The 26,116-nt window shown below is 49.2% G+C and carries 18 protein-coding genes; 10 read left to right on the top strand and 8 right to left on the bottom strand.

Features of this window, described 5'->3' with window-relative positions; translation table 11 throughout:
* Positions 1 to 233: 233 nt before the first annotated feature.
* Positions 234 to 440, bottom strand: a complete 207-nt coding sequence (locus H6F88_RS32900) for a hypothetical protein (protein ID WP_206756427.1) — start codon at positions 438 to 440, stop codon at positions 234 to 236.
* Positions 441 to 610: 170 nt separating this feature from the next.
* Between H6F88_RS32900 and H6F88_RS06830 the strand changes: the two genes are divergently transcribed.
* The 3 genes from H6F88_RS06830 to H6F88_RS06820 all read left to right on the top strand — a co-directional run bounded on the left by H6F88_RS06830 (position 611) and on the right by H6F88_RS06820 (position 5,872).
* Positions 611 to 2,143, top strand: coding sequence for an FGGY family carbohydrate kinase (locus tag H6F88_RS06830; RefSeq protein WP_190641987.1), 1,533 nt, complete (start codon positions 611 to 613; stop codon positions 2,141 to 2,143).
* 436 nt (positions 2,144 to 2,579) lie between these two features.
* On the top strand, positions 2,580 to 3,458 hold the full coding sequence (locus tag H6F88_RS06825) for an NF038130 family PEP-CTERM protein (RefSeq protein ID WP_190641986.1): 879 nt from the start codon (positions 2,580 to 2,582) through the stop codon (positions 3,456 to 3,458).
* A gap of 329 nt (positions 3,459 to 3,787) precedes the next feature.
* Entirely contained in the window at positions 3,788 to 5,872 is a 2,085-nt protein-coding gene (locus H6F88_RS06820) for a GDSL-type esterase/lipase family protein (protein WP_190641985.1), read from the top strand.
* A gap of 93 nt (positions 5,873 to 5,965) precedes the next feature.
* Here the strand turns inward: H6F88_RS06820 and H6F88_RS06815 are convergent, their stop codons facing one another.
* On the bottom strand, positions 5,966 to 6,877 hold the full coding sequence (locus tag H6F88_RS06815) for a LysR family transcriptional regulator (protein WP_190641984.1): 912 nt from the start codon (positions 6,875 to 6,877) through the stop codon (positions 5,966 to 5,968).
* A 175-nt stretch (positions 6,878 to 7,052) separates the two neighbouring features.
* Between H6F88_RS06815 and H6F88_RS06810 the strand changes: the two genes are divergently transcribed.
* From H6F88_RS06810 to H6F88_RS06795, 4 genes are all read left to right on the top strand, one after another.
* Positions 7,053 to 7,904: a DMT family transporter gene (locus H6F88_RS06810; protein ID WP_190641983.1), complete on the top strand. Its 852-nt coding sequence runs from the start codon at positions 7,053 to 7,055 to the stop codon at positions 7,902 to 7,904.
* A gap of 30 nt (positions 7,905 to 7,934) precedes the next feature.
* The gene (locus H6F88_RS06805) at positions 7,935 to 9,266 is read left to right on the top strand and encodes a cytochrome P450 (RefSeq protein ID WP_190641982.1); all 1,332 of its coding nucleotides are present in this window, start codon (positions 7,935 to 7,937) and stop codon (positions 9,264 to 9,266) included.
* 158 nt (positions 9,267 to 9,424) lie between these two features.
* Positions 9,425 to 10,297 (top strand): NAD(P)-dependent oxidoreductase, encoded by an 873-nt coding sequence (locus H6F88_RS06800; RefSeq protein ID WP_190641981.1) that lies wholly within the window; start codon positions 9,425 to 9,427, stop codon positions 10,295 to 10,297.
* Between the two features lie 216 nt (positions 10,298 to 10,513).
* A complete protein-coding gene (locus tag H6F88_RS06795; protein WP_190641980.1) occupies positions 10,514 to 10,867 on the top strand; it encodes a hypothetical protein in 354 nt (117 codons plus the stop codon).
* Positions 10,868 to 10,954: 87 nt separating this feature from the next.
* Here the strand turns inward: H6F88_RS06795 and H6F88_RS06790 are convergent, their stop codons facing one another.
* Positions 10,955 to 14,725: an NB-ARC domain-containing protein gene (locus H6F88_RS06790; RefSeq protein WP_190641979.1), complete on the bottom strand. Its 3,771-nt coding sequence runs from the start codon at positions 14,723 to 14,725 to the stop codon at positions 10,955 to 10,957.
* 562 nt (positions 14,726 to 15,287) lie between these two features.
* On the opposite strand from H6F88_RS06790, the gene H6F88_RS06785 reads away from it, so the two are divergent.
* Positions 15,288 to 15,752, top strand: a complete 465-nt coding sequence (locus H6F88_RS06785; protein ID WP_190641978.1) for a DUF4347 domain-containing protein — start codon at positions 15,288 to 15,290, stop codon at positions 15,750 to 15,752.
* Positions 15,753 to 15,899: 147 nt separating this feature from the next.
* Here H6F88_RS06785 and treS read toward each other — a convergent pair whose 3' ends face one another.
* The 5 genes from treS to H6F88_RS06760 form a co-directional block, all read right to left on the bottom strand.
* Positions 15,900 to 19,385 carry a maltose alpha-D-glucosyltransferase gene (treS, locus tag H6F88_RS06780; protein ID WP_190641977.1) on the bottom strand — a complete coding sequence of 1,162 codons (3,486 nt, stop codon included), beginning with the start codon at positions 19,383 to 19,385 and terminating at the stop codon, positions 15,900 to 15,902.
* A 208-nt stretch (positions 19,386 to 19,593) separates the two neighbouring features.
* Positions 19,594 to 20,799 (bottom strand): helix-turn-helix domain-containing protein, encoded by a 1,206-nt coding sequence (locus H6F88_RS06775; RefSeq protein WP_190641976.1) that lies wholly within the window; start codon positions 20,797 to 20,799, stop codon positions 19,594 to 19,596.
* A 156-nt stretch (positions 20,800 to 20,955) separates the two neighbouring features.
* The gene (locus tag H6F88_RS06770; protein WP_190642050.1) at positions 20,956 to 21,666 is read right to left on the bottom strand and encodes a TVP38/TMEM64 family protein; all 711 of its coding nucleotides are present in this window, start codon (positions 21,664 to 21,666) and stop codon (positions 20,956 to 20,958) included.
* 118 nt (positions 21,667 to 21,784) lie between these two features.
* The gene (arsM, locus tag H6F88_RS06765; RefSeq protein WP_190641975.1) at positions 21,785 to 22,753 is read right to left on the bottom strand and encodes an arsenosugar biosynthesis arsenite methyltransferase ArsM; all 969 of its coding nucleotides are present in this window, start codon (positions 22,751 to 22,753) and stop codon (positions 21,785 to 21,787) included.
* Positions 22,754 to 22,827: 74 nt separating this feature from the next.
* Positions 22,828 to 23,034, bottom strand: coding sequence for a hypothetical protein (locus tag H6F88_RS06760; RefSeq protein ID WP_190641974.1), 207 nt, complete (start codon positions 23,032 to 23,034; stop codon positions 22,828 to 22,830).
* Positions 23,035 to 23,440: 406 nt separating this feature from the next.
* Between H6F88_RS06760 and H6F88_RS06755 the strand changes: the two genes are divergently transcribed.
* Both H6F88_RS06755 and bchM read left to right on the top strand, forming a co-directional pair.
* On the top strand, positions 23,441 to 25,201 hold the full coding sequence (locus tag H6F88_RS06755; RefSeq protein ID WP_199333485.1) for a protein kinase: 1,761 nt from the start codon (positions 23,441 to 23,443) through the stop codon (positions 25,199 to 25,201).
* 93 nt (positions 25,202 to 25,294) lie between these two features.
* A complete protein-coding gene (gene bchM, locus H6F88_RS06750) occupies positions 25,295 to 26,002 on the top strand; it encodes a magnesium protoporphyrin IX methyltransferase (RefSeq protein ID WP_242050433.1) in 708 nt (235 codons plus the stop codon).
* Positions 26,003 to 26,116: the final 114 nt, after the last annotated feature.

The raw sequence follows: 26,116 nt of genomic DNA, 5'->3' as shown, positions 1-26,116 counted from the left end.
TACTCCACATCTAGGTTGGCGATCGCTCTATCTAGTTTTGCGTTCCCTTGTAATTACTCGTGGACTATCCCTTCAAAAGAGCAACTTAAAGCTGGACTTCGGGCTACCTATTAACCCGGCAACGTAAGTCCCAAAAGGAAATCTAGCGTTTCCAACGGTTACAGCCTAGAAAACGTAGGATCAATGATTGCCGGTTTAATATATAAACTAGGAGGTAAATAGCCACTGTTTTATTAATTGAGCATCAGCTTATCGACATATTCTGTGACCTGAATAAGCCTCGCTCTCCCGACTACCTTAAGCAGCAGAATTGGCAATCGCCCACAGCTACATCTCACCAACTTCGAGGTCAGTAGCCATTGCATCACTAATTGGAGTTGCCTTAGGATGGGTAGTTTTTTAGGGGCGATCGCCGAAATTCCAGTTGTGATTCTTAGCAAAATTTTCTTCAGCAAATTCTATATACGCTTAGCACCCGGAGAATCAACCTTTAAGGTAGTTTTAAAGCACACCCCAAGGACTGGGAATTAAGGGCGGGAGGTCAGTAGAAGTCTACTCATTCCCTCCCTTACCTCCTCACTCCTTTGCCCCCTCACTCCCTGATGAATTCATGAATTCACCTTACTTTATTGGTGTCGATATAGGCACAACAAGTACTAAAGCAATTGTGTTTTCTGCTTCAGGTGCGAGTAAGGGGATTGGTAATCAAGGCTATCCTTTGCTTACGCCTCATCCATCTTGGGCAGAGCAAGAACCAGAAGATATCTTCGCGGCTGTCATTACTGCGGTTCGCGATGCGATTGACCAAGCTCAAATTTCAGCATCAGAAGTGGCTGCGGTTGGCTTTGGTGCTGCAACCCATAGCCTGATTGCAGTAGACCCTAAAGGTTACCCCCTGACTCATAGCATCATCTGGGCGGACAACCGTAGTGCGCCCCAAGTGAAGCGCTTAAAAGAAAGTGGTAAAGGACACGAACTCTACCAGCGCACGGGTGCACCTACACATCCCACTTCTTTAGTGACAAAGTTGCTGTGGATGCAGGAACAAGATCCAGAGACATTTAGCAAAGCTGCAAAATTCGTATCCCTTAAAGAGTACGTTCTTCATCAACTCTTTGACAAATATGTAGTGGACTATTCTATTGCCTCTGCCACAGGCTTACTTAACCCTGAAAAGTTGGATTGGGATGAGGCAGCACTAGCGATCGCAGGGCTAAAGCGAACTCAATTAAGTCAACTTGTACCAACTACCCATATACTGCGAGGTCTGAAACCTCGTTATGCAGAAGCAATGGGTTTGGCAATCAATACGCCTGTAGTAGTTGGCGCAAATGATGGAGCGCTAGCAAATCTGGGGGTTGGGGCAATTACACCAGATCAGATGGCAATTACCATTGGTACAAGTGCTGCCGTGCGGACTGTTGCTCACAAACCGCTGATTGATCCAAAAGAACGTACCTTCTGCTACGCACTTACCCAAAACCATTGGGTGATTGGTGGCCCGTCAAACAATGGGGGAATTGTGTTGCGATGGCTGCGAGATCAATTTTGCCAAGCGGAAGTGGCTCAGGCGAAACAGTTGGGACGCGATCCCTATGAACTTATGATCGAGGCGGCGGCTACCGTCTCTGCTGGGGCAGAAGGGTTGATCTTTTTGCCATTTTTGTCGGGTGAGCGCTCGCCTTATTGGAATGCCCAAGCGAGAGGCTCATTTTTTGGATTGGGATTACACCATCAGCGATCGCACTTAATCCGATCGGTTTTAGAAGGTGTACTCTTCAGTGTGTACAGTATCTACTTAGCGTTACAGAACTTAGCGGGCTCAGCTCAAGTCATTCGAGCGTCGGGGGGCTTTGCTCGGTCAAAAATTTGGCGACAAATGATGGCTGACCTGTTTCAAGCAGAGGTACTTGTTCCAGAAGTCTATGAGGGCAGTAGCTTTGGTGCTGCGGTGCTCGCAATGTACGCTGTCGGCGCAATGGAGAATCTTGAACAAGTTCAACCCCTGATTCGCATCACCTACCGCCATCAGCCCAATGTTCAACATGCATCTACGTACCATGAGTTATTCGAAATTTACGAGCGTTTCTACCAAAACACAGTTGAAGAAGCTGCCCGTTTAGCTACCTATCAGGTGAAGTAGGCATGGGTTCTTGAAGAATGCCTAATTTAGGATTACTTGAAACTGCTCTATAAAGATTAGAAAAATTACGGTTCCTCCGGCTTAGTCAGCTTCAAGTAGGTTTTGCGTTAATAGAGATGAGGGATAAAATCCTCTGTAATTACAACTAACCAAAGCAGTTTTTTGCACAAAAATTGCTACTATTTTTCATTAAATTCTTGTCTAAATCGTGTTTAGGTTTATTCATTCTAGTCATTGATTTTTCTAGAATAAACAATAGGCAGCAGCAAAATTTGTTCGGTTGAATGTATTGCACTGTTTACTTTTCAGCTGGCTGCTAAAGTGCCCTCATTCTACCCATCATTGCAGTCGTGAGACAGTACATTATTCGCCCCATGATTCTGTATCTCGACTGAAATCCGTCAACACAACTTGGATAAATTTGGAGACATTCAGCATGGTTAAGGCTCTTTCACGAGTTTTATTCGGAACTGTTGCGTGCCTGAGTGTAGGGGCGATCGCTAGCCCAGCTCACGCAGCCGTATTCACCCCACAAAACATTACCTTTAATACGTCCAACTACAAAACCTATGCAGGTGGATCAAACGGTACTTTCTCGGTCAACAATGTCAGTGCAGCTATAGCAGCTCTACAAGACAGTGACCCTACCTCCAATGTAGAACTGTGGCATACTACTGAAAATCCTACTTCCAATGTTGGTTTTAGTAGCACCCTTAGCAACCATAACGTAACCGTGCAGAGCGTTACAGCATCTGATTGGGCAGTATTCGGAAATCAATGGTTGAATGATTTCGTTGCCTCAAATAGCCAAGTGAGTAGCCTCTGGTCAACCCTAACTCCTGCCCTCCAATCAGCGGCACGGTCTTCTATCATCACATCGGGTTTACCCAGTTCTGGTGATCCTAATGTAGGTTCACTCACTTTAGACAGCGTCACAGGAGAGCTAAAGCTAGATCTGATCGGACACTTGGATCTGAAACCTAGAATCTTAACAAGGCAGTACAGTACTGGTAACTTAATTTGGGACTCTATATTGTTAGGATTTGCCAGACAGACTCAAGGTTCAATTCAAGCCAGCGAAATTGCCAAGGTAACGATCGGTGATAGCACTTACTATGCCTATGGTTTTAATGCAACCTCAACAGGAGTTTCTACCAATGATGGCAGCGAGTCTTATACAGGCCGTTACACCTGGACAAAGACCTTGGCAGTTGCTCCACCACCTGCATCTACGCCAGAACCTTCCTCCGTTGTAGGATCTGTCGTTATTGCTGGTACTCTTGTGGCTTTGCGAAAGCTGAAAGTTAAAGCGTGAGCTAAATACTCAGTAGGTCATTAGGGGATCTTTTGTCCTTCCTAATGCCCAATTATTCAGGTTATTGCTGATAAGAATAAGCAACTTGAGCAACTTGAGCGCGAAGATAATGCTTCACGCTCAAGCTTGCGTATGTTCCTGGAAGACTGTAGCCAACTTTACAAATGCTTTTCATAAGCAAACAGCCGATGAAGAGTAGGTAAAATCGCGGGTTAGCAAATGGTATGCCGGCTTACAAATTCGTTAGCTTATGCCATGAGGGAGTTACGCAGAGTAACGTTCGCGGTTTGGGCATCGTGTTTGTGTAGGTACAGTTAGGAGAAATTATCATGGCTTCGACTCGAATTGAAGCAGAGCAGTTGTCTTTGTTGGGATACAGCATTGAGTCAGGTAGTTTTGCCTCTGGAAGTGGGCTAATTGCACTAACTGACAGCATTGGAACTGCTAGTGGTATTTTCTCTGGCACTGCTGGCACTTACGACGTGGTAATCGGTTACTACGATGAGAGCGACGGTGTCGGTCAACTTTCGGTAAATGTAGCTGGTAACCAAGTTGATAGCTGGAACCTCGACAAAAACCTAGGAGATACTCGTGCCAGCAGCAAGACTTTTGTAAGGCGTACTGTTGCTTCAGGTATTACCCTCAATCAAGGTACTTCCTTTTCGATTCAGGGAACACCTGACGCTGAGCAACGAGAGCGAACCAGAATTGATTACATCGAATTCATTCCAGTTGCTTCTCCCACGCCTACTCCTTCTCCCACGCCTGCACCTTCTCCCACGCCTGCACCTTCTCCCACGCCTACTCCTACTCCTGCTCCAACCCCTGCTCCTGCTTCTACACTACGGATCGAAGCAGAAAATATGACTCGCTCAGGGTACGGAGTTGAATCGGGTAGTTTTGCTTCTGGTGGTAAATTTATTCGAGTTGATAGCGCCACAGGCACCGCTACAACTTCATTTTCAGGCGTTTCAGGTACCTACAACGTAATCGTTGGATATTACGACGAGAATGATGGAGTTTCGCAGCTTTCGGTTTCCATTGGCGGAAGCCAGGTGGATAGTTGGAGTCTTAATCAAGAACTAGGCAATAGCCGTGCCAGCAGCCAGACTTTTGTTCGTCGTACCGTTGCTAGTGGAATCACCCTAAACCAGGGTACCTCTATTCAGATTCAAGGCAATCTGGTTGGTGGGGAAGCTTCACGGGTAGACTACATCGAGTTTGTCCCAGTAGCTTCTCCAAGCCCGACCCCGACTCCTGTACCAACAGCAGGAGATTACAGTCAAGCTAGCAATGGTGTAATCGCTGATCTGTCCAAAGAGCTTGGATTGGCTCCCGTTTTTGGTACAGCAAGCAATCCTAAAATCATGCCGTTGGGTGACTCTATTACATCGGGACAGCACACGGTTGGTGCAGTACCTGGGGCTTATCGAATCGAGCTTTGGGAAGATTTCACCAATGACGGCTTGAGCATTGATTTTGTTGGTTCACAGTTGAATGGGCCTAGCAGCTTGGGAGACAAAAACCACGAGGGTCGTCCAGGCTGGACAATCAATCAGCTTACGGGATTAGTAGACAACGGTTTGCTCAATACCTATCAGCCTGATGTGTTGCTGTTGATGGCTGGAACCAACGACGCTAGCACAGACACAGTGAGTGTGATGTTGTCTGACATCAGTACCCTGATTGATAAGATTTCAAACCAATCACCTAATACCCAAATTGTTGTTTCTTCGATCGCCCCTATCAATGGTTCTATCAAAGGTACCACTCGTGCCCAGCGAGCCAAGGATTTTAACGCACAGCTACCAGGCTTGATCTCAAACAAGGCAGCCGCAGGTAGAAAGGTCAGCTTTGTTAATGCAGGCGGCAGTTTAAGCTTGAGTGATATAAATTCGGATGGCTTACACCCCACTGCTAGCGGCTATGACAAGTTAGGTGATGCCTGGTATCAGGGTTTGGTCAAGCGCAGTTTTCTCGCTGGAGTACAAAATTTGACTGGCTCGTCCTATGACGATGTTTTGATCGGCAATGCTAGTGCGAACAAGATTACAGGTGGAGCGGGAGATGACTTGTTGACGGGTGGTGGTGGTGCAGATACGTTTGGCTACAAGTCTCGCAATCATAGTGGCGATATGATCGCAGACTTTAGCAACGATGACCTTTTCCAAATTTCTGCCTCTGGATTTGGCGGCGGCTTAGCAAGTGGTGTTGGTTTGAGTGCCGGAACAGCCTCATCTACAGGGGTTTTTGTTCAGGGCAGCAGTACGATTGGTAGTAGTGCTAACTTCCTCTACCACAGCGGAGCGCTCTACTTTGATATTGATGGCGTTGGTTCGCAGGCAGCTATTAAAATTGCTGCTTTGACGGGTTCACCTACACTAACCGCTAACCAATTTTCTATTGTTGCCTAAGAATGGGTGAAACCTGATTGGACGAAGATTGACATTTAAGTTGGAGCAAGAAATGGATGGGAGCTAAGCTTCCATCCATTTCTCAAAAGAGACTTATCCATGACCCGCTGGATAATAGAGCTGTTTCAGCAGATCGAGGAAGGCGTAAGCGGCGGGAGTTAACAAAGCATCTACTAGAACAGATACACAAATAATTCGATGGGCTGGAACAGGTAACTCATAAACTTGCACTCCTGCTGGTACAGGTTCAGTTGCTAGCTTTGGACTGAGAGCAATGCCTAATCCTTTCGCCACCATATTCATGATGGTGGCATCTGATCGGATCTGGTAGGTCGGGCGCAAGTTTACTCCATGCTTCTCACAGTGGGCATACATCATTGCATCACAACTATCGCCATCAGGAGCCATGATTAAGGGGTAAGCGGTTAATTCTTCCCAGGTGAGATGAGTTCCTTTTAGCTTAAAGTTGGGAGGAAACAGAGCAACGATTTCATCTCTCATGAGTTCCCATGTTTTAAATTCATGACTCTGAGGAAAGTAAGTGATACCAATATCCGCTCGTCCTTTGCGTAAATCTTCTTCAACGTCGGGACGGTCATCATAGTCGGCAATGCTGATGGCGATCGCTGGGTACAACCGACAAAATTCAGCGATCACATCGGGCAAAATGTGAGTTGCGGCACTGCGAAAGGAAGAAATTCGGACATGACCGCCGCTCAGCCCTCGTGCCAGATTTGCCTGCTTAAATATGTCATCTAACAAATATTTAACCTGGCGGGCACGGTCTACGATTTGTTCGCCGACGGGGGTGAGTTGTGCTCCATAGCGACCGCGAGATAGCAAAACTACACCCAAATCTTCTTCTAAACTGGCGATCGCATAGCTGACTGCTGACTGCGATATCTGTAGCTGTAAGGCAGCTTCACTAAAGCTGCCACAGTCAGCGATCGCAATCAAAACTTGTAGTTGAAACAGCTTGAGCTGATTTTGACGGTCATGTCCCATAGAACTAACCTACCCATTGGCTAAATTGTCCCAAAGATAAGCGTTTGGGAAAATCTTTATCCATCGAATTCACTGATAGATGAGATTCGATTTGTGGTTTGCTGCGGTTAGCAGAAGGAAATAGAGTAAGGCATCCAGACAAAAACAGACTGGAACTCTTTATCAGTCCGACATCATGACAGCAGCTAAAACGCTTCACAACAAGGGCATTCTTCTACTTTTGATGACTACATTAATTTGGGGAACGTCCTTTCCGTTGCTCAAACAGATGATGGGTAGCATCTCTCCCTCAGCAATTCTCGCTGTTCGGTTTGGGGTAGCGGCGATCGCTTTTCTCCCCTGGTTGCGTCGGCTGAATATGAGTTTAATTCGAGATGGTGTGTTGTTAGGGCTCATCTATTTTGCCGAATGTACCTTTGCCCTGATTGGGCTAGAAACTATTTCTGCCAATCGTTCTGCCTTTGTTGTGAGTTTAAACGTAATTTTTGTGCCAATCCTTGCTTCTCTGCTGGGACAACGCTTGCCCGGTCGGATTTTGGTGGCGGCTGGAGTGGCGATCGCAGGCATCGGCATTTTGTCTTGGGAGGGTGGCGGCTTAAATCGAGGCGATTTTCTCACTTTGGGTTGTGCCATTGGAATTGCCATTTACATTCTGCTGCTTGAGTGGATTACACCGCGTCACCCAACTCAACCTCTAGTCGCTGTTCAGCTTTTGGTCATGGCACTATTGAGTGGTGCATGGGCACTGCCACAGTTGACCACACAGGTAGGCGAAATTGCAAATCACTTTTATGTCTTGCTCTACCTTGGACTGGTCGTGACAGCTACTCCAATTTGGACTCAGACATTAGCTCAGCGTTGGATTTCAGCCCATGAAGCGGCTTTACTTTACACCTTTGAGCCTGTGTTTGCTGCCATTTTTTCCTTTTGGTTATTGGGAGAAGCATTAGGGGTTAGAGGATTTTTGGGTGCAGGCTTTATCCTGTTTGCAACCTTCCTTAGTCAAAGCCAGCACAAGTTGCGTTAAGTTGAAAACGTGCTGATTCCGCAACGTGTCATGAAACTACCGGCTGGTCCGCAAACACCTCAATCCATCCGATTGATTCGCTCCATTTTCTATCCTTCAGAAACCCTAGAAGCTTACGCTCAAAGGTACGGCGACATGTTTTGCCTGCGTGCGCCTAGTGATGTGCCAATGGTGGTGTGCAGCAATCCTCAGTACATTCAAAAGATATTCTCCAATCCGGGGCTGTTTGACTCTGGCAGCGGCAACCTGCTGCTGAAGTTTTTGTTGGGAGATCAATCCCTTATTTTGCTAGATGGCGATCGCCACCAGCGGCAGCGACAACTGCTCACCCCTCCCTTTCATGGAGAAAGAATGCGGGCTTATGGGGAATTGATCTGGGAAATTACAGAACAAGTCATTGACCAATGGAAACCTAGTCAGCCTTTTACCGTTCGGATGTCGATGCAGTCCATCACGCTACAGGTGATTCTGCGAGCGGTATTTGGACTGGCAGAAGGAGAGCGATTTGAACAGCTCAAACAGCTTTTGACTGAGTTGCTGGAATCTATCAGTTCACCCTTGAGCGCCAGTCTGCTGTTTTTCCCAGTGTTGCGAAAAGACTGGGGTGCGCGGAGTCCCTGGGGCAAATTTCTCCGGCTCAAACAGCAGGTAGCAGAATTGCTCTACGCCGAAATTCAAGAACGGCGCAGCCAGCCTGACTCATCGCGCACAGACATTCTCTCCCTGCTGCTGGCAGCACGAGATCAAGAAGGTCAACCGATGAGTGACGAAGAGTTACACGATGAGTTGATCACGCTGTTGGTTGCAGGACATGAGACAACCGCATCAGCACTCAGTTGGGCACTGTACTGGGTGTTTACTGGACCGGGTGTGCTAGATAACCTGCTGCAAGAGCTAGACGCTTTGGGAAATGAGCGTAACCCAATGGCGATCGCCCAACTCCCCTACCTAAATGCAATTTGCCAGGAAACCCTGCGGCTATATCCGATCGCCATGTTTGCCTTCCCGCGCATCGTCAAAGCTCCACTAACTTGGGAAGAATACGAATTTGAGCCAGGAGTTTGGCTGGTTCCCTGCATTTACCTATTGCATCAGCGCCCTGACGTTTATCCAGAACCCAAGCAGTTCAAGCCGGAGCGGTTTCTAGAGCGACAGTTTTCCCCCTTTGAATACTTGCCCTTCGGCGGCAGCAACCGCCGCTGTATTGGCATGGCGTTTGCACAGTTTGAGATGAAACTGGTGTTAGCGGCGATCGCCTCTCGCTTTCATTTGACTCCATTGCGCCAGCACCGAGTCCGCCCTGTCCGTCGGGGATTAACCCTTGCACCACCTGCCAACTTGCAGATGGTGATCACACCTTGAGCTAGGTTTGTGATGGAGGAGTTAATTTTTTTGGCGCAACGTACCTCAAAAAATTAACTCCTCATTTGACTTACACAATGCGTTGGTTAAAATGTGTTGGGCATAAGGGAGTGCATCATTTCCTCTAATCCCCTGTCCCGTTACAATCGGCTCAGCAGATGAAAAAGCTTCTGATCACTGGCGCAAGTGGCTTCTTAGGCTGGCATCTCTGCCAGCTTGCTCAAGCCAATTGGCAGGTCTATGGCACCTATCATCAGCATCCTGTTGAGATTCCAGGTGGGACTTTGCTACCCGTTGATCTAACGGACTTTCAGGCACTCCAACAGCTTTTTCAACAGCTTCAACCTGATGCAGTGATTCATACTGCGGCTGCGTCTAGCCCTAATTTTTGTCAAACTCATCCTGAAATTTCTCATGCAATTAATGTGAGTGCTTCTTGTAATCTGGCTGGACTCAGCGCTGATGCAGAAATTCCTTGTGTGTTTACCTCTAGCGACATGGTATTTGACGGGCGAAACGCACCTTACCGGGAGGCTGATCTGGTATGCCCCGTGAATCATTATGGTGAGCAAAAAGTGGCGGCCGAAGTGGGCATGTTAGAGCGCTATCCCAAAGTTGCAGTTTGTCGGATGCCGCTGATGTTTGGAGCGGTTCCCTTTGCTCAGAGCTTTATCCAACCATTTATTGAAAAGCTCAGATCAGGAGAAGAGTTAAATCTATTTATTGATGAATTTCGTACCCCAATCAGCGGTACAGCCGCTGCACACGGACTTCTGCTAGCTCTAGAAAAGGTTCACGGGTACATTCACCTCGGCGGTAAAGAACGGATGTCGCGCTACGAATTCGGCTGTTTGATGGTAAAGGTTTTGGAGCTTTCGATGGCAAAAGTTAGCGCTTGCCGTCAAGCAGATGTGAAAATGGCTGCACCCAGACCCGCCGACCTTTCTATGGATAGCTCATTGGCATTCAAGTTAGGATTTAACCCGGCATCAGTTGAAGCTGAGTTACAGACTTTAAAAGAACGACTGTGAGGGGGAAAGGGGCGATCGCACTGCCCTATAAATAGGTTAAGCAACAGCCAATCATCTTCCAGGCTTTCATCCTCGCGCCCATACAATTCCTCGAATGTGCTTTCCGCAAAATATTGCATTAAAACTTCTCATGCAAATGATGAAAGCCGCTTTTTGTAGCTTTTGTAACAGTTTTGTAAATTAGGAGTATTGAAAGCGATGTAAGGAGGGAACGGCATGAAACCGTCCACGAAACCATCTATGACCTGGCAAGAATATCAGGAAGTAGAACTAGTCTCTCGTCAGTCACCCAACGGGAAACTACCCAAGTTCGGGGCAAAACTTAATAGCCTTTGGCAAACCATGCTAGCGCACCTCAAAGTATCCTCTGAGCCACAAGTTTGGCAGACTCGCAACACAGCAGGGGAAATTGTCTGGAATGCCTACAATCCCACAACGGGACAATCCCTTGATCAGGTCTCTGAACAAGAAGTGCGAGCTTGGCTGGAAGAACGTCACTACCAATACAGCCTCACTGCTCGTAAAAATCTCCAGCAGCTTAAGATGCAGCAGCTTTGCCAAATGCCGTAGCACGGTGTGCCCTGATTAAAGTTCGTCGTTATGCAGAAGCCCCCGCACAGCGAGGGCTTCTGCATAACATGACGAGAATGACTACAGCTATTCCACGGCTCCAAGTGCTTTTAGGGTTGCTTTTTGAGCTTCTGTCAGCCCCACTACATCTGTAATGACCATTCCTTCATAGGGTCGGGCAGCTCTTAAAGTTTGTAAACATTCGGCTGTTTCAGCATTCCAAAGTTTGATTCGCTCGTCAAAGCTGCCGCTGAGCAAGATGGAGTCCGTAGATTCGTTGCTCTCATTTTCCGGACTTGTTTCGGAAAGAGATTGACTAGAAGCAAACCCCAGTGCAGAAACTAGGTTAGTGTGTCCGCGTAAGGTTTGAGTGCAGGTTCGGGTAGGAAGATCCCAAAGTTTAATGGTTTGGTCAAAGCTACCGCTAGCCAATTTGTCTGCACCACTGAACACAACAGAAATAACAGGTGCTGTATGCTCCTGAAGTGTGGAAATACAATCCCAGGTAGAAGTGTCCCAAATTTTGATGGTCAGGTCATAGCTACAGCTTGCAAACTGCTGTCCGTCGGGGCTAAAGTCTCCTGCCCAAACTGTGTTGGTATGTTCTCGCAGAATATGAATGCATTGCCCCGTTCCGATATCCCAGACTCGAATGGTGCGATCGAACCCAGAACTCACTAACCAGCGCAAGTCGGGACTAATATTTACAGATGTGACAGGGGCAACGTGTCCCTGCATGACGCTGATGCATTTGCCGGTTTGCACTTCCCAGAGCCGCACGGTTTGGTCGTAGCTGCCGCTAGCTAGCAGTTGTCCGTCGGGGCTAAAGGCGATCGCCCACACCCAGCTTGTATGTCCTTTCAAGGTTTGTAAGCACTGTCCAGTTTGCCAGTTCCAAAGTTTGATTGTGCGATCGGCACTACCGCTGGCTAAAACGACTTTCTTGTTCTGCTCTGCATCAGGATAAATGCTGATCGGGATAGGGGAAAAGGCGACTGACCAGACTCGGTTGGTGTGTCCTTGCAAAACTTTATGAATCTGACCCGTCTTTAGATTCCATAGCTTGACGGTCTGATCTTCGTGACCAGCCGCCACAATAGACTGCGTTGCATTCAGGCTTAAAGATAGAATGGCGTTGGTGTGTCCTTTCCAGGTTTTGGTGCACTGCCCCGTTTCAACATCCCACAGTTTCGCAGCATGATCATCACCGCCACTGGCAAGCAACCGTCCATCGGGGCTAAAGGCAACCGACCAAACGCGATTGCTGTGTCCCTGAAGCGTTCTGATGCACTGCCCCGTTTTCAGATTCCATAGTTTGATCGTCTGGTCATAGCTGCTGCTAGCTAACTTCTGTCCATCCGGGCTAAAGGCAACGGAAGTGACTGTACTAGAGTGAGCTTGCAGTATGTTAAGACAGTTACCTGTCTCTGTATCCCAGAGCTTCACCGTTTGGTCAAAACTGCCGCTAGCTAGCGATCGCCCATCGGGGCTAAAGACGACGGATTTAATCCAGTTGGTATGTCCTAAAAGGGTTTGCTGACATTCTCCCGTGCTGGCATTCCACAATTTGATTGTTTTATCTTCAGAACCGCTGACTAAGGTTTTGCCATCAGGGCTGAAGGCAATCGACCAGACTCGGCTTTCATGGTCGGTAAGGATGTGAGCACACTCATCCACAATTCCTAGCAGGCTTTTGTCGGTGTCAACCTGAAGGCGATTAACAGGAGCATTCACGTCCCAGATGCGGATGGTCGCATCCTGACTGGAGGTCGCAATTCGCTGTCCGTCGGGGCTAAAGGCGATCGCGTTCACCGAATACGTATGTCCCCGAAATGTCTTCAGGCATTCCCCGGTTTTAACCTCCCAGAGCTTTACCAGATAATCATCGCTGGCACTCGCTAAGAATTCACCATTGGGGCTGAAAGCGAGGGCCCACGTCCAGTGAGCGTGACCGCTACAAATGAGTAACTGCTTGCCCGTAGCAATCTGCCAGATATGAATTTCGCCGCTGGTGTCACTGGTGGCAAGCTGCTGTCCATCTGGGCTAAAGGCGACGGAAATCACGCCTCCAAAGGTTTCCGCAAACACAGATTTAGAGAGATCTGAGCCAGCAAAGTTGACCTGACTCAAGTTTGTTGCAGGTAGATACGCCTGCCAAATGCTGAGGTGAGAAAAATCTGCTCCCGTCAAATTCACCTGAAGTTGGCTCATCAGGTTGAGTACGTTACCACCAAGATATCCAGCCGATGCCCCAGACTGCCGCAGCGATAATACCATCTGATTTAGCTGGTCTACCATGTCTTGCTTGCTGTCATAGTGAGAGATCAGACGGTCGATCAGCGGCTGCAAAATCATTCGGGTCTGGCTATGACGGACATAATCTTTAGACTGCGCTTTGATCAGGGCATAACGATTGAGCAAAGCGATTTCGGTTCTGGCGATCGCCCAACTCATCTGCTCAATCAGTTCATCGGTCATGTATTCCATCACCACGGGCTGCTGGGTAAAGCTAGCCAATCCTCGTCCCATTAAGATAGGTGAGCTTTCAATCAGCGATCGCTGCTGCAATAACTCCAGCACTGCCGCCAACTTTGCCTGCGGAATTTGAGGCACGATGTCGGACTGAAGTTCTGCCAGGGTGACAGGTTCCCGGTTTATAGCTAACCAGTACATGACCTGAAGCTCCAGAGCAGACAGCCTGTTGATTTGGTGAGACAACAGATCGCGAATCCCGTCAAAGATGATGTTGCCTTGAGTCAGAAATTCAGCAATGTTGCCAGATAGCGAATCTTTGATTGAGGTAGCAGCAATTTTCAGCGCAAGGGGATTGCCGCGATAACACTCCACCAATCGGCTGGTTTCATTCTGCGACCCGATTAGCCCTTTTGCTTGAAGGATTTTTTGTCCTGCTGCCTCGTCTAGCCCACCTAACTGAAGCACTCGCACAGGCAAAATGTCCCCTTCTAGGTACGCAATTTCGGGTGGCTTTTCGCGACTGGTGATGACCAAACAGCTCTGGTGAGCGACTTCACCCACTCGCTGTAAAAATTCTCCGTAGTCCTCATAGTTGACTCGATAGCGGCTTGAACGCTGACGCAAATCGCTATCAGTTTCCCCGCGCAAAACCGTGTCAAAATTGTCTAGCACGATGAGACAACGGTGCTGCTGAAGATAGGGAAGCAGTTGTGAAAGCTGTCCCTCAACTGTATCCGCCAAGTTGATTTCTTGATGGTCAGAAAAGAACTGAATCAGCATTTGCAGCAGTTCGCGCAGGGGAGGTGCATTGCGGAGCGATCGCCAAATCACATACTCAAATGCATCCCTTTCACTCGTTACTAGCTGTTGCGCCAGTTTCACCGACAGAGCAGTCTTACCCACACCACCTAAACCCAAGATGGCAACGAGGCTAGAGCGCTGCTGCCCCTCTACCGCCTTATCCCCGACAATCCAGTTTTCTAGCCGCTGCAGTTCTGCTTCTCGACCATAAAACACCGCAATGTTGAGCGCTTCTCCCCAATCGGTCTTGGGTGAAACAGGCAGATTCGGTTCTAACGCAACCAGGTTGGGAAAGAGTTGACCGCTCCCTTTTACTTCAGGGACTTTCTCCTGCCACTGCGATCGCTTCAGGACACTTTGAAAGTTATGTTTGGTTACCTTCTGCCCCAGCGCATCAGACAGCAACTGCCATAGTCGAGAGCCTGTGTCCTTGATGTAGCCAAAATCGTAATCCGATGATTTGGCTATTTCCCTATATGACTGTCCTGCCCAGGACTGCCGAAACACCAGCTCTTGAACTTTTGTTAAGCGCCCTTGCTCTAAAAGCCGCTCAACCCGATCTAACGCTTCGTCAACTGTCATCAACTTCAAGGCTTAGGGGCAACGTTGAACTTAATTAAAAGAATAAGAAGTGGGGAGTAAGAAAGAATTTAAATTAACAGATTGTCAGAGAAGCAGTTTGAAAGCAAGATCTGCTTGAATTCAAGCTGTTACAAAGATTACAGAATGCTTATTAAGGCTATCTGGGTAGAAGAAAAATAATTACAGTACAAAAACCAGAAACTCCTCTTAATTCTGAAGTGGGACAACGTTTTCCGCACCACCCAAAATCAGGGTTTTTACCAACATTTGCAGATTTTGTTCTGTATCAATGAAATCTAGATCAACAGGCGCTTAGGTATGTTACCGCACTTTTACCTAGATTCTGCCTGACATTATCAGACCTTTACCTGACCTTTTGCCGACCGACAACCGTAACCTTAGCCAGCTAATTTGGGAACGATAGATGTGAGGACTGTAGTATATCCAACTCCTTCCCCAACTCTGCATCTATCCAAGGATGTGTTTGGTTCAAGCCTTACTAAGGACCTGTGGACATCACCACAACGGTTACAGCTAATAACAATTCTCTTATCACACACCTATGGACCATAAAAACGCTGGTAAAAGTTCCCATAAATCTCAACGCGATCGCTTATCCGATAAACCGAATGCACTGGTTGTAATCGATCCAACTGCTCAAGATCAGCAAGCTTTAGCTTCAAAAACGCTGCCACAGGCAGAAATTCTCCTGCTCGACCCTCAGCGAGACGGAGTACAGCAAATTACTGAAGCTTTACAGCAGCACCAGGATTTAACCCAGGTTCACATCTTCTCGCATGGCTCCTGTGAAAACCTCAGCCTGGGCAGTGCCCGCTTGTGTTTAGACACCCTGGAATATTACGCCTGGGATTTGCAAGCCTGGTTTCCTGCCCATGCCTTTGCCGCGCCCTCAGTCCAGCTACACGGCTTTGGTGCCGCTAGAGGAAACGCAGTTGAATTTCTGGAACGCCTACACCAACTGACTGGTGCCAGCATCGACACTTCAGATTTAGCGAGTTGCGTGTAGGAAGTTATAGCGTTTCTTCAAAGAGGAGCTACACATGGAAGGGCACCCCGCTTTGCGGGGTGCCCTTCCATATGTAGACCTAATTCTTGGAAAGTAATTTTTTGTGGGCTTAGCGCGCAAAAAATTACTCTCTAGAGTTTTTAAACCCTATTCCCCCACTTCCGTCAAAATTCGTCGTAGCGGATTCTCCACCCAATCGGGACGGCTGTTGAGTTCGCAACTGAGACTGTACAGCATTTTTTCGAGCAGGTAGCTGTCAAGCAAAACCTGTAGCTCTTGTTGAGATTTGGGTAGGAAGTTAGAACTGTTAGCCGTATTCAGGTAGGCATGGAGGAATGCAGCGCTGACCCAACGTTCCCAAAACTGCACCCACTGCTCCATCACAGGCAACATTTCAGGGCGAATCATGCCGTTCTCGACTTCGTTTCGTAGGGCTACATTAGCCGCATAACCAAAGGATTGCAGCATTTCGGCTACGTCTCGTAGGGGCGATCGCTTCATCCGCCGTTCGCTCAGGTTGCGACTAGGTTCTCCCTCGAAGTCAATGATGACAAAATCTTTGCCCGTATAAAGCACCTGCCCCAAATGGTAATCTCCGTGGGTGCGAGTCCGCATCGCGGTAATTTTTTGATTCAGCACAAGCTGAAATCGGCTCATCAGATGATCCTGACGGTTGAGGACAGTTCGTGCTAGCTCCTGCGTTTTGGCGGGCAAGAATTTGAGCCGTTGCTTCAGTAATAGCAACGTTTGTCCAGACAGGTTTCGTGCATATTGGTAGATTGAGCGCTGATAAAAGGACGAAAACGGCTCTGGGGCAAAGTCAGGATTTTCTGCATCAGAAGCCAGCGCAATGTGAAGCTCAGCCGTACATTGTCCTAGTAGCTTGGCGTTGGCAAGGTAAGAGCCAATCACCTGAGAGGCGAGAAGCTGAGTTGAGGGATCGAGGTTGTGAGAGGTTTCCGGAGAAGATGGATAGGAGCGGGAAGCCATCGAAAAGGCGGTAGACGAGTTTCCATCCCAGTGTTTGCCAGTCTCTGAATCCTCAAAGTTTTCTACCAAGGCAAAGCTGGACTGCAACTCTAGCAATGAACCAGACGGTACAGGGACCTCGGTCATACCGGAGTGCTGCACCATGATGTGTTCAAAGTAGTCGCGCAAACTATCGAGGGTGTAGTCCCAGGTGTTGCGGGCATCCAGGATGTATTCCTGCAAGATGCCGACGGTCATGGTGTCTGTCTGAGGACGACGATATTCTAGTACGCCCGCAATTCGGGTGAAGTGCTGAATCTGTTTTTTGTCGCTAAGGAAGCGTCGCACTTCCAGGTCAGGGTTGTTACCAACTTCAATTTTGCGGAAGAGCTTCAGGATCAGATGATCCCCATAAATGATTGAGGTGTTGCGAGTAGCCGAACGCAGCAAGGTTGGCTCAAACTGGGTTGCACCTTCCATAAGCTGAGGGAACAGATCCGTAACGCTGGCACTGAGTTCGCCCAGTTTGCCCTGATAGGAATGGTTGTGGACGATCGCATTCAGTAAAGAAGCCAAAAAGTCTTTATCGGCGATCGCATCATACAAAACCTTAGTTTCATCCTGCCCCTTAAGCTCAAGTTTTGCTACGACGGTATAGGACAAGTCTGTTAGCAGGTGTTGTGCCTCTTTGCCCTCTGCGTAAGCAAGCAGCAAAATGTACGTTTGAGGCTCTCCCTGAATGTATTCCACCTCTAACCAGACAATCTGAGCTTCGGTGTCTTTGTAGGGCACTGGCACAATTTCGGTGATGTGGGCAGCCTGTATTGCCCGACCATTGCCGATATACCAGCGACACTGATTTAAGTAGTCTGGCAGGACAGACTCTAGAGCGATTCGCGCTTCTCGCTGGGCAAACACATTTTGCCAGGGCGCATCAACCGCCAAAACAGGCAGTTGGCTTTGCGGTTTAGCAAGCTGAGCATCATTGGGCTGATACTTCAGCGTAAACCAGTAAAAGGTATGGGGAGCGATGCTGAGGAAGTAGGGAGCTTCGCCGATCGCCGGAAACTCGGTGCGCCCAAAAATCTCAACCGGCACCATGCCTTTAAACGCAGACAGGTCTAGCTCTACCGTCTGGACAAAGCGAGACAGGTTAGCGACAACGAGAATATGCTCATCCTCATAGGTGCGGGTGAAGGCCAACACCTTCCGGTTTTCGGGATGCAGTAGCTCAAAGGTGCCACGCCCCATTGCCTTAAACCGTTTGCGAGTGGCAATCAGACGCTTCATCCAATACCAGAGGGAGTTAGGATTCGCCTGTTGCGCCTCGACGTTAACAGCTTCGTAGTGATATTCTGACTCGACGATTACGGGCAGATAGAGGCGATGGGGATTGGCGCGGCTAAAGCCTGCATTACGGTCAGAGCTCCACTGCATTGGGGTACGAACGCCGTTGCGATCGCCCACATACACGTTATCGCCCATGCCAATTTCGTCACCGTAGTACAGCACCGGAGTTCCAGGCAGGGCTAGCAGGAGACTGTTCAGCAGCTCAATCCGACGGCGATTGTTACCCAATAGCGGAGCCAAACGGCGACGAATCCCCAGGTTCACCCGCATTTCCTGGTCTTGGGCGTAGACCCGATACATATAGTCGCGGTCTTCATCTGTCACCATTTCCAGCGTTAGCTCATCGTGGTTGCGTAAAAACAGCGCCCACTGGCAGTTGTCGGGAATCGAAGGAGTCTGCTGAAGAATGTCAAAAATTGGGAAGCTATCTTCCATCCGCAGCGACATAAACAGGCGAGGCATTAACGGAAAGTGAAAGTTCATGTGGCACTCGTCGCCTTCGCCATAGTAGGCGGCAGCATCTTCCGGCCACTGGTTTGCTTCAGCCAACAGCATTCGGTTAGGAAACTTGGCATCAACCTGCTGTCGCAATTGCTTGAGGAAGTTATGAGTTTCTGGCAAGTTCTCACAATTGGTGCCCTCTCGCTCGTAGAGGTAGGGCACGGCATCCATTCGCAAGCCGTCTACGCCCATTTCAAGCCAAAAATCGAGAACTTCAAATACTGCCTGCCGAACTGCGGGGTTGTCGTAGTTCAAGTCCGGCTGGTGAGAATAGAAGCGGTGCCAGTAATAGGCTTTAGCGAGAGGATCCCAAGCCCAGTTGGAGGTTTCAAAGTCCTGGAAGATGATTCGGGCTTCCTGGTATTTTTCGGGGGTGTCGCTCCAGACATAAAAATCGCGTTCGACGCTGCCTTTGGGAGCCCTTCGGGCCCGTTGAAACCAGGGATGCTGGTCGGATGTGTGGTTGACGATTAGCTCGATGATGACGCGGATGTCGCGCTGATGAGCCGCAGCGAGAAATTCTTTGAAGTCATCCAGGTTGCCATAGATGGAGTTGACGCTGGTGTAGCTGGAAATGTCGTAGCCATCATCTCGCAAAGGTGAAGGAAAGAAGGGCAGCACCCAGACCGCAGTGACTCCCAGGTCTTGCAGGTAGTCGAGCTTTTCGGTTAGCCCCCGAAAGTCGCCAATGCCATCGGCGTTACTATCGGCGAAGGCGCGGACGGGCACCTCATAGATGATGGCATCCTTGAACCACAGCGGGTCTTCTTGGAGGACTGAGTTATGTACTGCGTTTTGTGTTGTCTGCACCATTCAGTTCAATTCCCTCTATGCGTCCTTCGCAAACTATGTAAACGGGATGCGTTCAGATTCCCAGGTCAGTTATTCCAGCCTAATGAGCTATTCCAGCTCAATGAGCAACTGATGTCATCTGCAAAAAGCAAAGCCCGATGCACGTGTATTTTACGAGAGAACTGGGGGCGATCGCCTCCGACTCCCGATGTAAACTTGAGGACTTTTGCTATATCTTGATCGACTGCGATCGCAGCGATCGCAACAGCAAACAGAGCCGCATCTGCACCGCGTCATCAAATCGATGAGGATCTAACCCAGTGAGCGAAGCAATCTTACCCAAACGATAGCTGAGCGTATTTCGGTGAATTGAAAGCCGTTTTGCAGTTGAGGATGGGCAACAGTCTTCGGCAAAGAAGGCATCCAGTGTAGTTAGCAAATCTGGCTCATGGTCAAGTGGACTGAGCAAATATTTAGCCAGATCGATTTTGGTTGCTTCGTCTGCGACACCGACAAAGGCAGCAACGCCCAATCGCCCTAAACAATGAACTTGGTTTTGTCCCTGCAAGCGGCTTCCCAGAGACAGAGCCGCCTGAGCATCCTGATAAGACTGCGCTAACCCCCGAATGCCCGGATGATAGCGACCAATTCCCAGGTTGATCGACGCTCCGCCTGTATCGCTTCGCAGCCGCGCTAGCAGCGCATCTGCCGCCCGCCTCAACGCCGTTAAATTTGCCCAGGAAGAGTTAGTTGAAGGATCAGAATCATCATGACTCGCCCAACTGCCCAAGTTTTTGGTGTTGCTTGCTTTCAGGACAGCAACTTCGCCTCCGCCTAAGTCGGCGCAAATCGTGTCATTGGGCAAATGAAAGAAACTCACAATGCTGCCGATGACTAAGTGTGTGCGTCGCCGTTTGTCTGCCTCGCTGACCGTTTCTCTCACTCCCAACTTAGAAACATAATCAGTTGCGTCCACCAGAATGACTGCGCGGGGAGGCGACAAATCCATTCCCAGGTCCTTAGCCTGACGCAAGGCAACTTCGTCTTGAACCCGACCATGCAGCAAATCATAAATCAGCTGATTCTTAAACTTCTGTTGATTGGGTAACTGATCGAGGATGGCAGCCTGATTGATCACCAATTCCACTAGAGCTTGAGCTAACCGAGGAGAAATCGGTTCTCGATTCAACGATTCTCCAACCACCACCTCTCCCACTTGCGTATCGTAATGGAGAGGAATGCGGAGATGCTGACTAACCGTTTTCCATTGATTCCAATCAAAAGCAAGTCCCACCAGATAAGGATCGCTACTGGTGAGAATGGTGCCCTGGTCATCGATCACAAAAACGGGGGCACACAAAAGCTCGGCAACCCTAGCGGTGACGATGTTAGCAAGTTGGACAAAGCGAGTAGAGGCAAGCGATAAAGCTCTCATGGTTGGATAACTGCCACAAAATTCAAAGTAGTGCCCCAGGTAAAATACTTTGATTAAAGATGACAGTATCCGTGAGTCTTCGTAGGGCTGTCATCTTTCCAAAGAGGCAGACGGAAAGCGCAGCATCCCCCTAAGTGCAGACTCCTCGAACCGAGGCTATTGTAAGTTTTCTGCTAGCGCTTTGCGGGCGAGGTGGGTGGTGTAAACGGTGACTGCAACAGTTGCGAGAAACCCAATGATCCGAATTGCCCATTGAACACTCAAGTTAGTGGGTTGGTTTTCGGTACCAATTTGGGCAAGGTTACCTGCCAGGGAACCAATGTAAACATACAGAATGGTGCCGGGAATCATGCCGATCGCCCCCAACACATAATCTTTGAGTGAAACGCCTGTGAGCCCAAAGGCGTAATTCAATAAGTTGAATGGGAAAATCGGGGAAAGCCGGGTGAGCAAAACTATCTTTAAGCCTTCTGCGGCGACAGCTTTGTCAATTGCTGCAAATTTCTGATTGCCAGCAATCTTTTGGCTAACCCAGCCTCGCGCCCAATAACGTCCGATTAGGAAGGCGGCGATCGCCCCTAAAGTTGCCCCAATAAATACATAAACGGCTCCCAGCACTACACCAAATACGACCCCTGCGCCTAAGGTTAGGATAGAACCGGGAAGGAAGGCAACAGTCGCCACGATGTAAAGGGCAATGAATGTGATGCCACCCAACATACCCAGGCTCTCAATCCATTCCAATGCATTCTGAAGCAGGTTTTGAGGATAAAACCCTGGTGATGTGGCACTGTTGGCTAACGCTGGAGATGTGATTAAGAGAAGGGCGATCGCTACTCCTGCTAACCCATACACAAATTTGAGCATCCAATAAAACATCTGACTGAGCAGCATAGTGGAATAGCAATGACTAAAAACGGAGTCTGCTGCCCAGATCTGCAACTTCGTTAGAGAAGTCACAGATCCTCTTTAGGGCATGAGTTTTTTAACAGCATCCACCACCGGTGTAGTGCCAGGTGGAGTCTGTGACGATCACGTCTTGCGGAAACTGGTGACTAAACTGAGCAGCGGTTTTATCACACACTGCCAGGGGAACTCCTCGCTCTAACCTGTGACCCGCACCATCATTTAACTCAGGTTCAGCACCGCTGTAGATTGCGGTTTTACCTGTAAAAACACAGGCTCCATCATCGGGCACCGGTACCTTAAAGGAAACAGAATCTAAGCTTTCTAGCAGGAGGGGAGTATCTAAACTATAGCTTTGAACATCTAGTAGCCGATAAGGACGACGGGCACGAATTTCTACCTGTCCAAAGCCAATCGCGATTAGATGTTGAATATATTCGTCATAAGTGAGTGCTCCAGATAGGCAAAGGGCGCGTAATCGCTCGTCTTGCTGAAGGTGGGACGGAATCGGACGGGTGGCGATCGGGTCACTCATGATCAGTCGTCCACCCGGTTTTAATACTCGATATGCTTCGGAGAGGGCTTGCTTTAGGTCAGCTGGCTCGAAGATGTTAAACAGGCAGTTTTGCGCCACTACGTCTATTGAGGCATCGGGTACTGGCAACGCAAAGGCATCTCCTTCTAGGATTTTGACGAAGTCGGGGGTAAACCAGTCGTTTTCTTGAGCCGCAAGCTGTAGGTTACGAGTCGCGGCGAGTCGCATTTCGGCGACGGGGTCAACGGCGACGACTCCTGCTGGTTGGCGACAGAAGTAAGCAAATTGCAGGGCTTCGAGTCCGCCTCCTACGCCGATGTAAAGTACGGTGGGGTTGCCAAAGAGTTCGGTGGGATGCACCGTCGAGCCGCAGCCGTAGTTCATCTGCTGCATAATTTTTGGGATTTTTAGCCCTGGCAGTCGGATGGGGGGTGTACTGACGCAGCACAGCCCAATTTGAGGGATTTCGGCGGCTTCGGCGTAGAGTTGGGCAGTGGTTTCGAGATAACTCATGAGGAGAGGGGGAGTCTTATATTTTCCAGGTGATCATAATATGTTTTCTTGATTTCACATTTGGGTGGGGTGGGTTAGGCAATGCCGTAACTTACTGTGGATTTTATTTGTTTGTTTAGCGGGATTTGCTGCTGGGGGGTTCCCCCAGACCCCCGTTGGGGGACGGGCGCGTCCCCCACGCCCCCTCCGCAAGGAATTGGGATGGGTGGCAGGACGCGCTTCGCATCGGTGAGTGGCGAGGGGGTTGCTTGGGGGGAAGGGCGATCGCCCTTCTCTTTCATCCTCAGCCTTCCGTCCTCATTCCCTACTCTTGGCAGTATCACAGTGTTAATTTCAAATGCAAAACTTTCGGTGCTTTTTCAGACACGATTACACTAGATGTTGATGGGTGTAATACGCTGCTGCTCAAATTGATTGGATCGGGCCATTGGTCCCCAACGAATTTCAACTGAACGGGTGATTCTGTCAAACCGGATCGACCCGTTAGCATCAGGAAAGATGTGAGTAGAACAGAATTTTAATCAGGGTGTATGGGTAGGGGCGAAGCGTTTGGTAGATAAGCTCTGAATTAGAGTAAGGATTTTTGCCCGAACGCTTCGCCCCTACGGAAATGTTTGTACGCCGTTAGCGATCGCCACCTCCCCAGCAAAATTAACAGTCCAACCCACCCAGCCATAGCGCCGCCCTATGGACAGCCAAGCTCCACTGCTGAAACGAGGCAACCGCGCCCTGGCCGCTATTGTGATTACCGATAGCGTCGGTTTTAGTGCCCGCATGTCAAGCGACGAAGAGCATACGCTGAACCTAATTCAGCGTGACCTCCAGATGATGCGACAGATTTGCCAAAACACCGAAGGGCAGGTACTCAAATCCACTGGAGACGGCTTGCTAATGTATTTCGTTAGCGCAGTCCAGTCCGTTGCCTGTGCCATGAAAATTCAGACTACTATCGCTGAGCAGGCAGACCAGCGATCGCCCGAAGACGTGCTAATTCACCGCATTGGCATCCACCTGGGCGACGTGTTTTTTAGCGAAACCGACGTAATGGGCAACGGGGTCAACATTGCCGCTCGTCTGCAAACTGAAGCAAAACCCGGCGGCATCTGCATTTCCCAAACCGTCTACGACGTGGTGAAAGATCGGCTAGTGATGGAAGCGGTCTATGCTGGGCCATTGAAGCTAAAAAACATCCAGCAGCCTGTTCCCGCCTACCAGATTTTGCCTGCCCGTCATTCTGACGCGACTTCCGTCCATCCTTTGGACACTTCAGCCCCTTCTAATCTGCTCGGCTCTGCCTCCGAAGAAACGCTCCTCGACACGATCATTGACGGTCGCTACCAAATTCATCGAGTTCTAGGAAGAGGTGGCTTTGGGCGAACCTACTTAGCCTCAGACATGCAGCGCTTTGGTGATCTGTGCGTTCTCAAAGAATTTGTGCCAACCAGCCGCGCCGACTACACAGTACAAAAGTCGCGCCAACTGTTTGAGCAAGAAGCCAGAGTCCTCTACGAAATTCAGCATCCGCAAATTCCTCGCTTCCTCGCCTGGTTTGCCGAAAAAGGGCGGCTGTTTCTCGTACAGGAATACATTGATGGCAAAACCTACGCCACCCTCTTGAGAGAAAAGCTGCGCCAAGGGGCCGCTTTTTCCGAAGCCGAAGTGACTCGATGGTTGGCTGATTTGCTACCCGTTTTGGAGTATCTGCACAGTCTAAACATTGTTCACCGAGACATTTCACCTGACAACGTAATGTTGCCAGATGGTCAAACACACCCGATGCTGATCGACTTTGGCTTGGTCAAGCAAGCGGTAAATCAAATTTGGGCAGCTTACGCAGAAGAGGGTTCAACCGTGAGCCAGGCTTCCTTTGTCGGCAAGCTAGGCTATGCGCCTCCAGAGCAGATTCGCATGGGGCAGTGTTATCCCTGTAGTGACCTGTATGCACTGGGCGTAACGGCGATCGTTTTGCTTACGGGGCAAGAGCCGAATACCCTCACCGAGCGCGATTCCTTAGAATGGTGCTGGCAGTCCTATGTGCAGGTGAGCGATCGCCTTACCCAAATTCTCAACAAAATGCTGTCTGAAAAGCCCAAAGATCGCTATCAGTCTGCCGCTGAAGTAATGACAGCGCTGGGACTAACAGGCGCAGCCAGCAGCCCTCTTCCCAATCCCTCTGTCCGCTCTAGCCGACCAACAAGCAATGTCACCCAGCAGCAGCGCTCGCCTATTCCCCCTCCTAAACCCTTACCCGTCCTCGATCCTAAATTTGTCGAACGCTGCCGCACCGAGCTAGCCCGCTGCATTGGACCGATGGCAGACTACATCGTGGAAGACATTCTGTCCCAAACGCCTCACCTGAAACCTGAACAGCTGGTGCAGGCGATCGCTGCTGAAATTCCCAATTCCAAGCAAGCAGAAACATTTCAGCAGAAATTGCGATCGCGTTGACGCGATTGAGCAGTTGTACCGCGCATCATTCGTCATAAAGTATAGGAAAGTTTGCTTAAGTCAAACAGCTGTTGCCTACGCTCAAAAAACTTTATGAATTCGATGAACACAGTTAGCGATAAAACAGTGGATGACAAGGCGGTTGTCCAGGAATACTTTAACGCCACAGGCTTTGATCGCTGGCGGCGCATCTACGGCGACGGTGAAGTCAACAAAGTTCAGCTAGATATCCGCAAAGGGCATCAACAGACCGTTGATACCGTGCTGGCATGGCTCCAGGCTGATGGCAATCTAGCAAACTTGACAGTTTGCGATGCGGGTTGTGGAGTCGGCAGTCTCAGCATTCCGCTAGCAGCAGCAGGTGCAAAAGTTTACGCCAGCGATATTTCTGAAAAAATGGTAGGAGAAGCCCAGACCAGAGCCACAACGGAATTGGGGCAGTCAGACAATCCCACCTTTGCCGTGCAAGACCTGGAAGCGCTGAGCGGCAACTATCACACCGTGATTTGCCTCGATGTGCTGATTCACTATCCCCAAGATAAGGCGATCGCCATGATCGATCACCTCAGCAACCTGGCAGACTCTCGCCTGATCCTCAGCTTTGCCCCTAAGACCTTTGCCTACAGCCTGCTGAAAAAAATCGGCGACTTTTTCCCCGGACCCAGCAAAGCAACCCGTGCCTACCTGCACAAAGAATCCAACATCGTCAAAGGGTTGGAGGCAAGAGGCTGGAAAGTACAGCGCAACGCCATGACAAAAACCAGCTTCTACTTCTCTCGGCTACTAGAAGCCACTCGTTAAGCTCTACATCTGGAATAGCGAAAGGCAAAAGGGTGAGGGATGAAATGGACTTTCATCCCTCACCCTTTTACCTCCCTGTAACCTTGTTCACGAACGATAAGGACTCATACCAAT

Origin of the sequence: Oculatella sp. FACHB-28 (assembly GCF_014696015.1) — a bacterium.
Taxonomy (GTDB): domain Bacteria; phylum Cyanobacteriota; class Cyanobacteriia; order Elainellales; family Elainellaceae; genus JAAUTN01.
This window is presented reverse-complemented; position numbering and strand designations above follow the sequence as displayed.

Coding starts and splice junctions, on each gene's coding strand:
- H6F88_RS06830 (WP_190641987.1), top strand. CDS start 611: ATGAATTCACCTTACTTTATTGGTGTCGATATAGGCACAACAAGTACT.
- H6F88_RS06825 (WP_190641986.1), top strand. CDS start 2,580: ATGGTTAAGGCTCTTTCACGAGTTTTATTCGGAACTGTTGCGTGCCTG.
- H6F88_RS06820 (WP_190641985.1), top strand. CDS start 3,788: ATGGCTTCGACTCGAATTGAAGCAGAGCAGTTGTCTTTGTTGGGATAC.
- H6F88_RS06815 (WP_190641984.1), bottom strand. CDS start 6,877: ATGGGACATGACCGTCAAAATCAGCTCAAGCTGTTTCAACTACAAGTT.
- H6F88_RS06810 (WP_190641983.1), top strand. CDS start 7,053: ATGACAGCAGCTAAAACGCTTCACAACAAGGGCATTCTTCTACTTTTG.
- H6F88_RS06805 (WP_190641982.1), top strand. CDS start 7,935: ATGAAACTACCGGCTGGTCCGCAAACACCTCAATCCATCCGATTGATT.
- H6F88_RS06800 (WP_190641981.1), top strand. CDS start 9,425: ATGAAAAAGCTTCTGATCACTGGCGCAAGTGGCTTCTTAGGCTGGCAT.
- H6F88_RS06795 (WP_190641980.1), top strand. CDS start 10,514: ATGAAACCGTCCACGAAACCATCTATGACCTGGCAAGAATATCAGGAA.
- H6F88_RS06790 (WP_190641979.1), bottom strand. CDS start 14,725: ATGACAGTTGACGAAGCGTTAGATCGGGTTGAGCGGCTTTTAGAGCAA.
- H6F88_RS06785 (WP_190641978.1), top strand. CDS start 15,288: ATGGACCATAAAAACGCTGGTAAAAGTTCCCATAAATCTCAACGCGAT.
- treS (WP_190641977.1), bottom strand. CDS start 19,385: ATGGTGCAGACAACACAAAACGCAGTACATAACTCAGTCCTCCAAGAA.
- H6F88_RS06775 (WP_190641976.1), bottom strand. CDS start 20,799: ATGAGAGCTTTATCGCTTGCCTCTACTCGCTTTGTCCAACTTGCTAAC.
- H6F88_RS06770 (WP_190642050.1), bottom strand. CDS start 21,666: ATGCTCAAATTTGTGTATGGGTTAGCAGGAGTAGCGATCGCCCTTCTC.
- arsM (WP_190641975.1), bottom strand. CDS start 22,753: ATGAGTTATCTCGAAACCACTGCCCAACTCTACGCCGAAGCCGCCGAA.
- H6F88_RS06760 (WP_190641974.1), bottom strand. CDS start 23,034: ATGAAAGAGAAGGGCGATCGCCCTTCCCCCCAAGCAACCCCCTCGCCA.
- H6F88_RS06755 (WP_199333485.1), top strand. CDS start 23,441: ATGGACAGCCAAGCTCCACTGCTGAAACGAGGCAACCGCGCCCTGGCC.
- bchM (WP_242050433.1), top strand. CDS start 25,295: ATGAATTCGATGAACACAGTTAGCGATAAAACAGTGGATGACAAGGCG.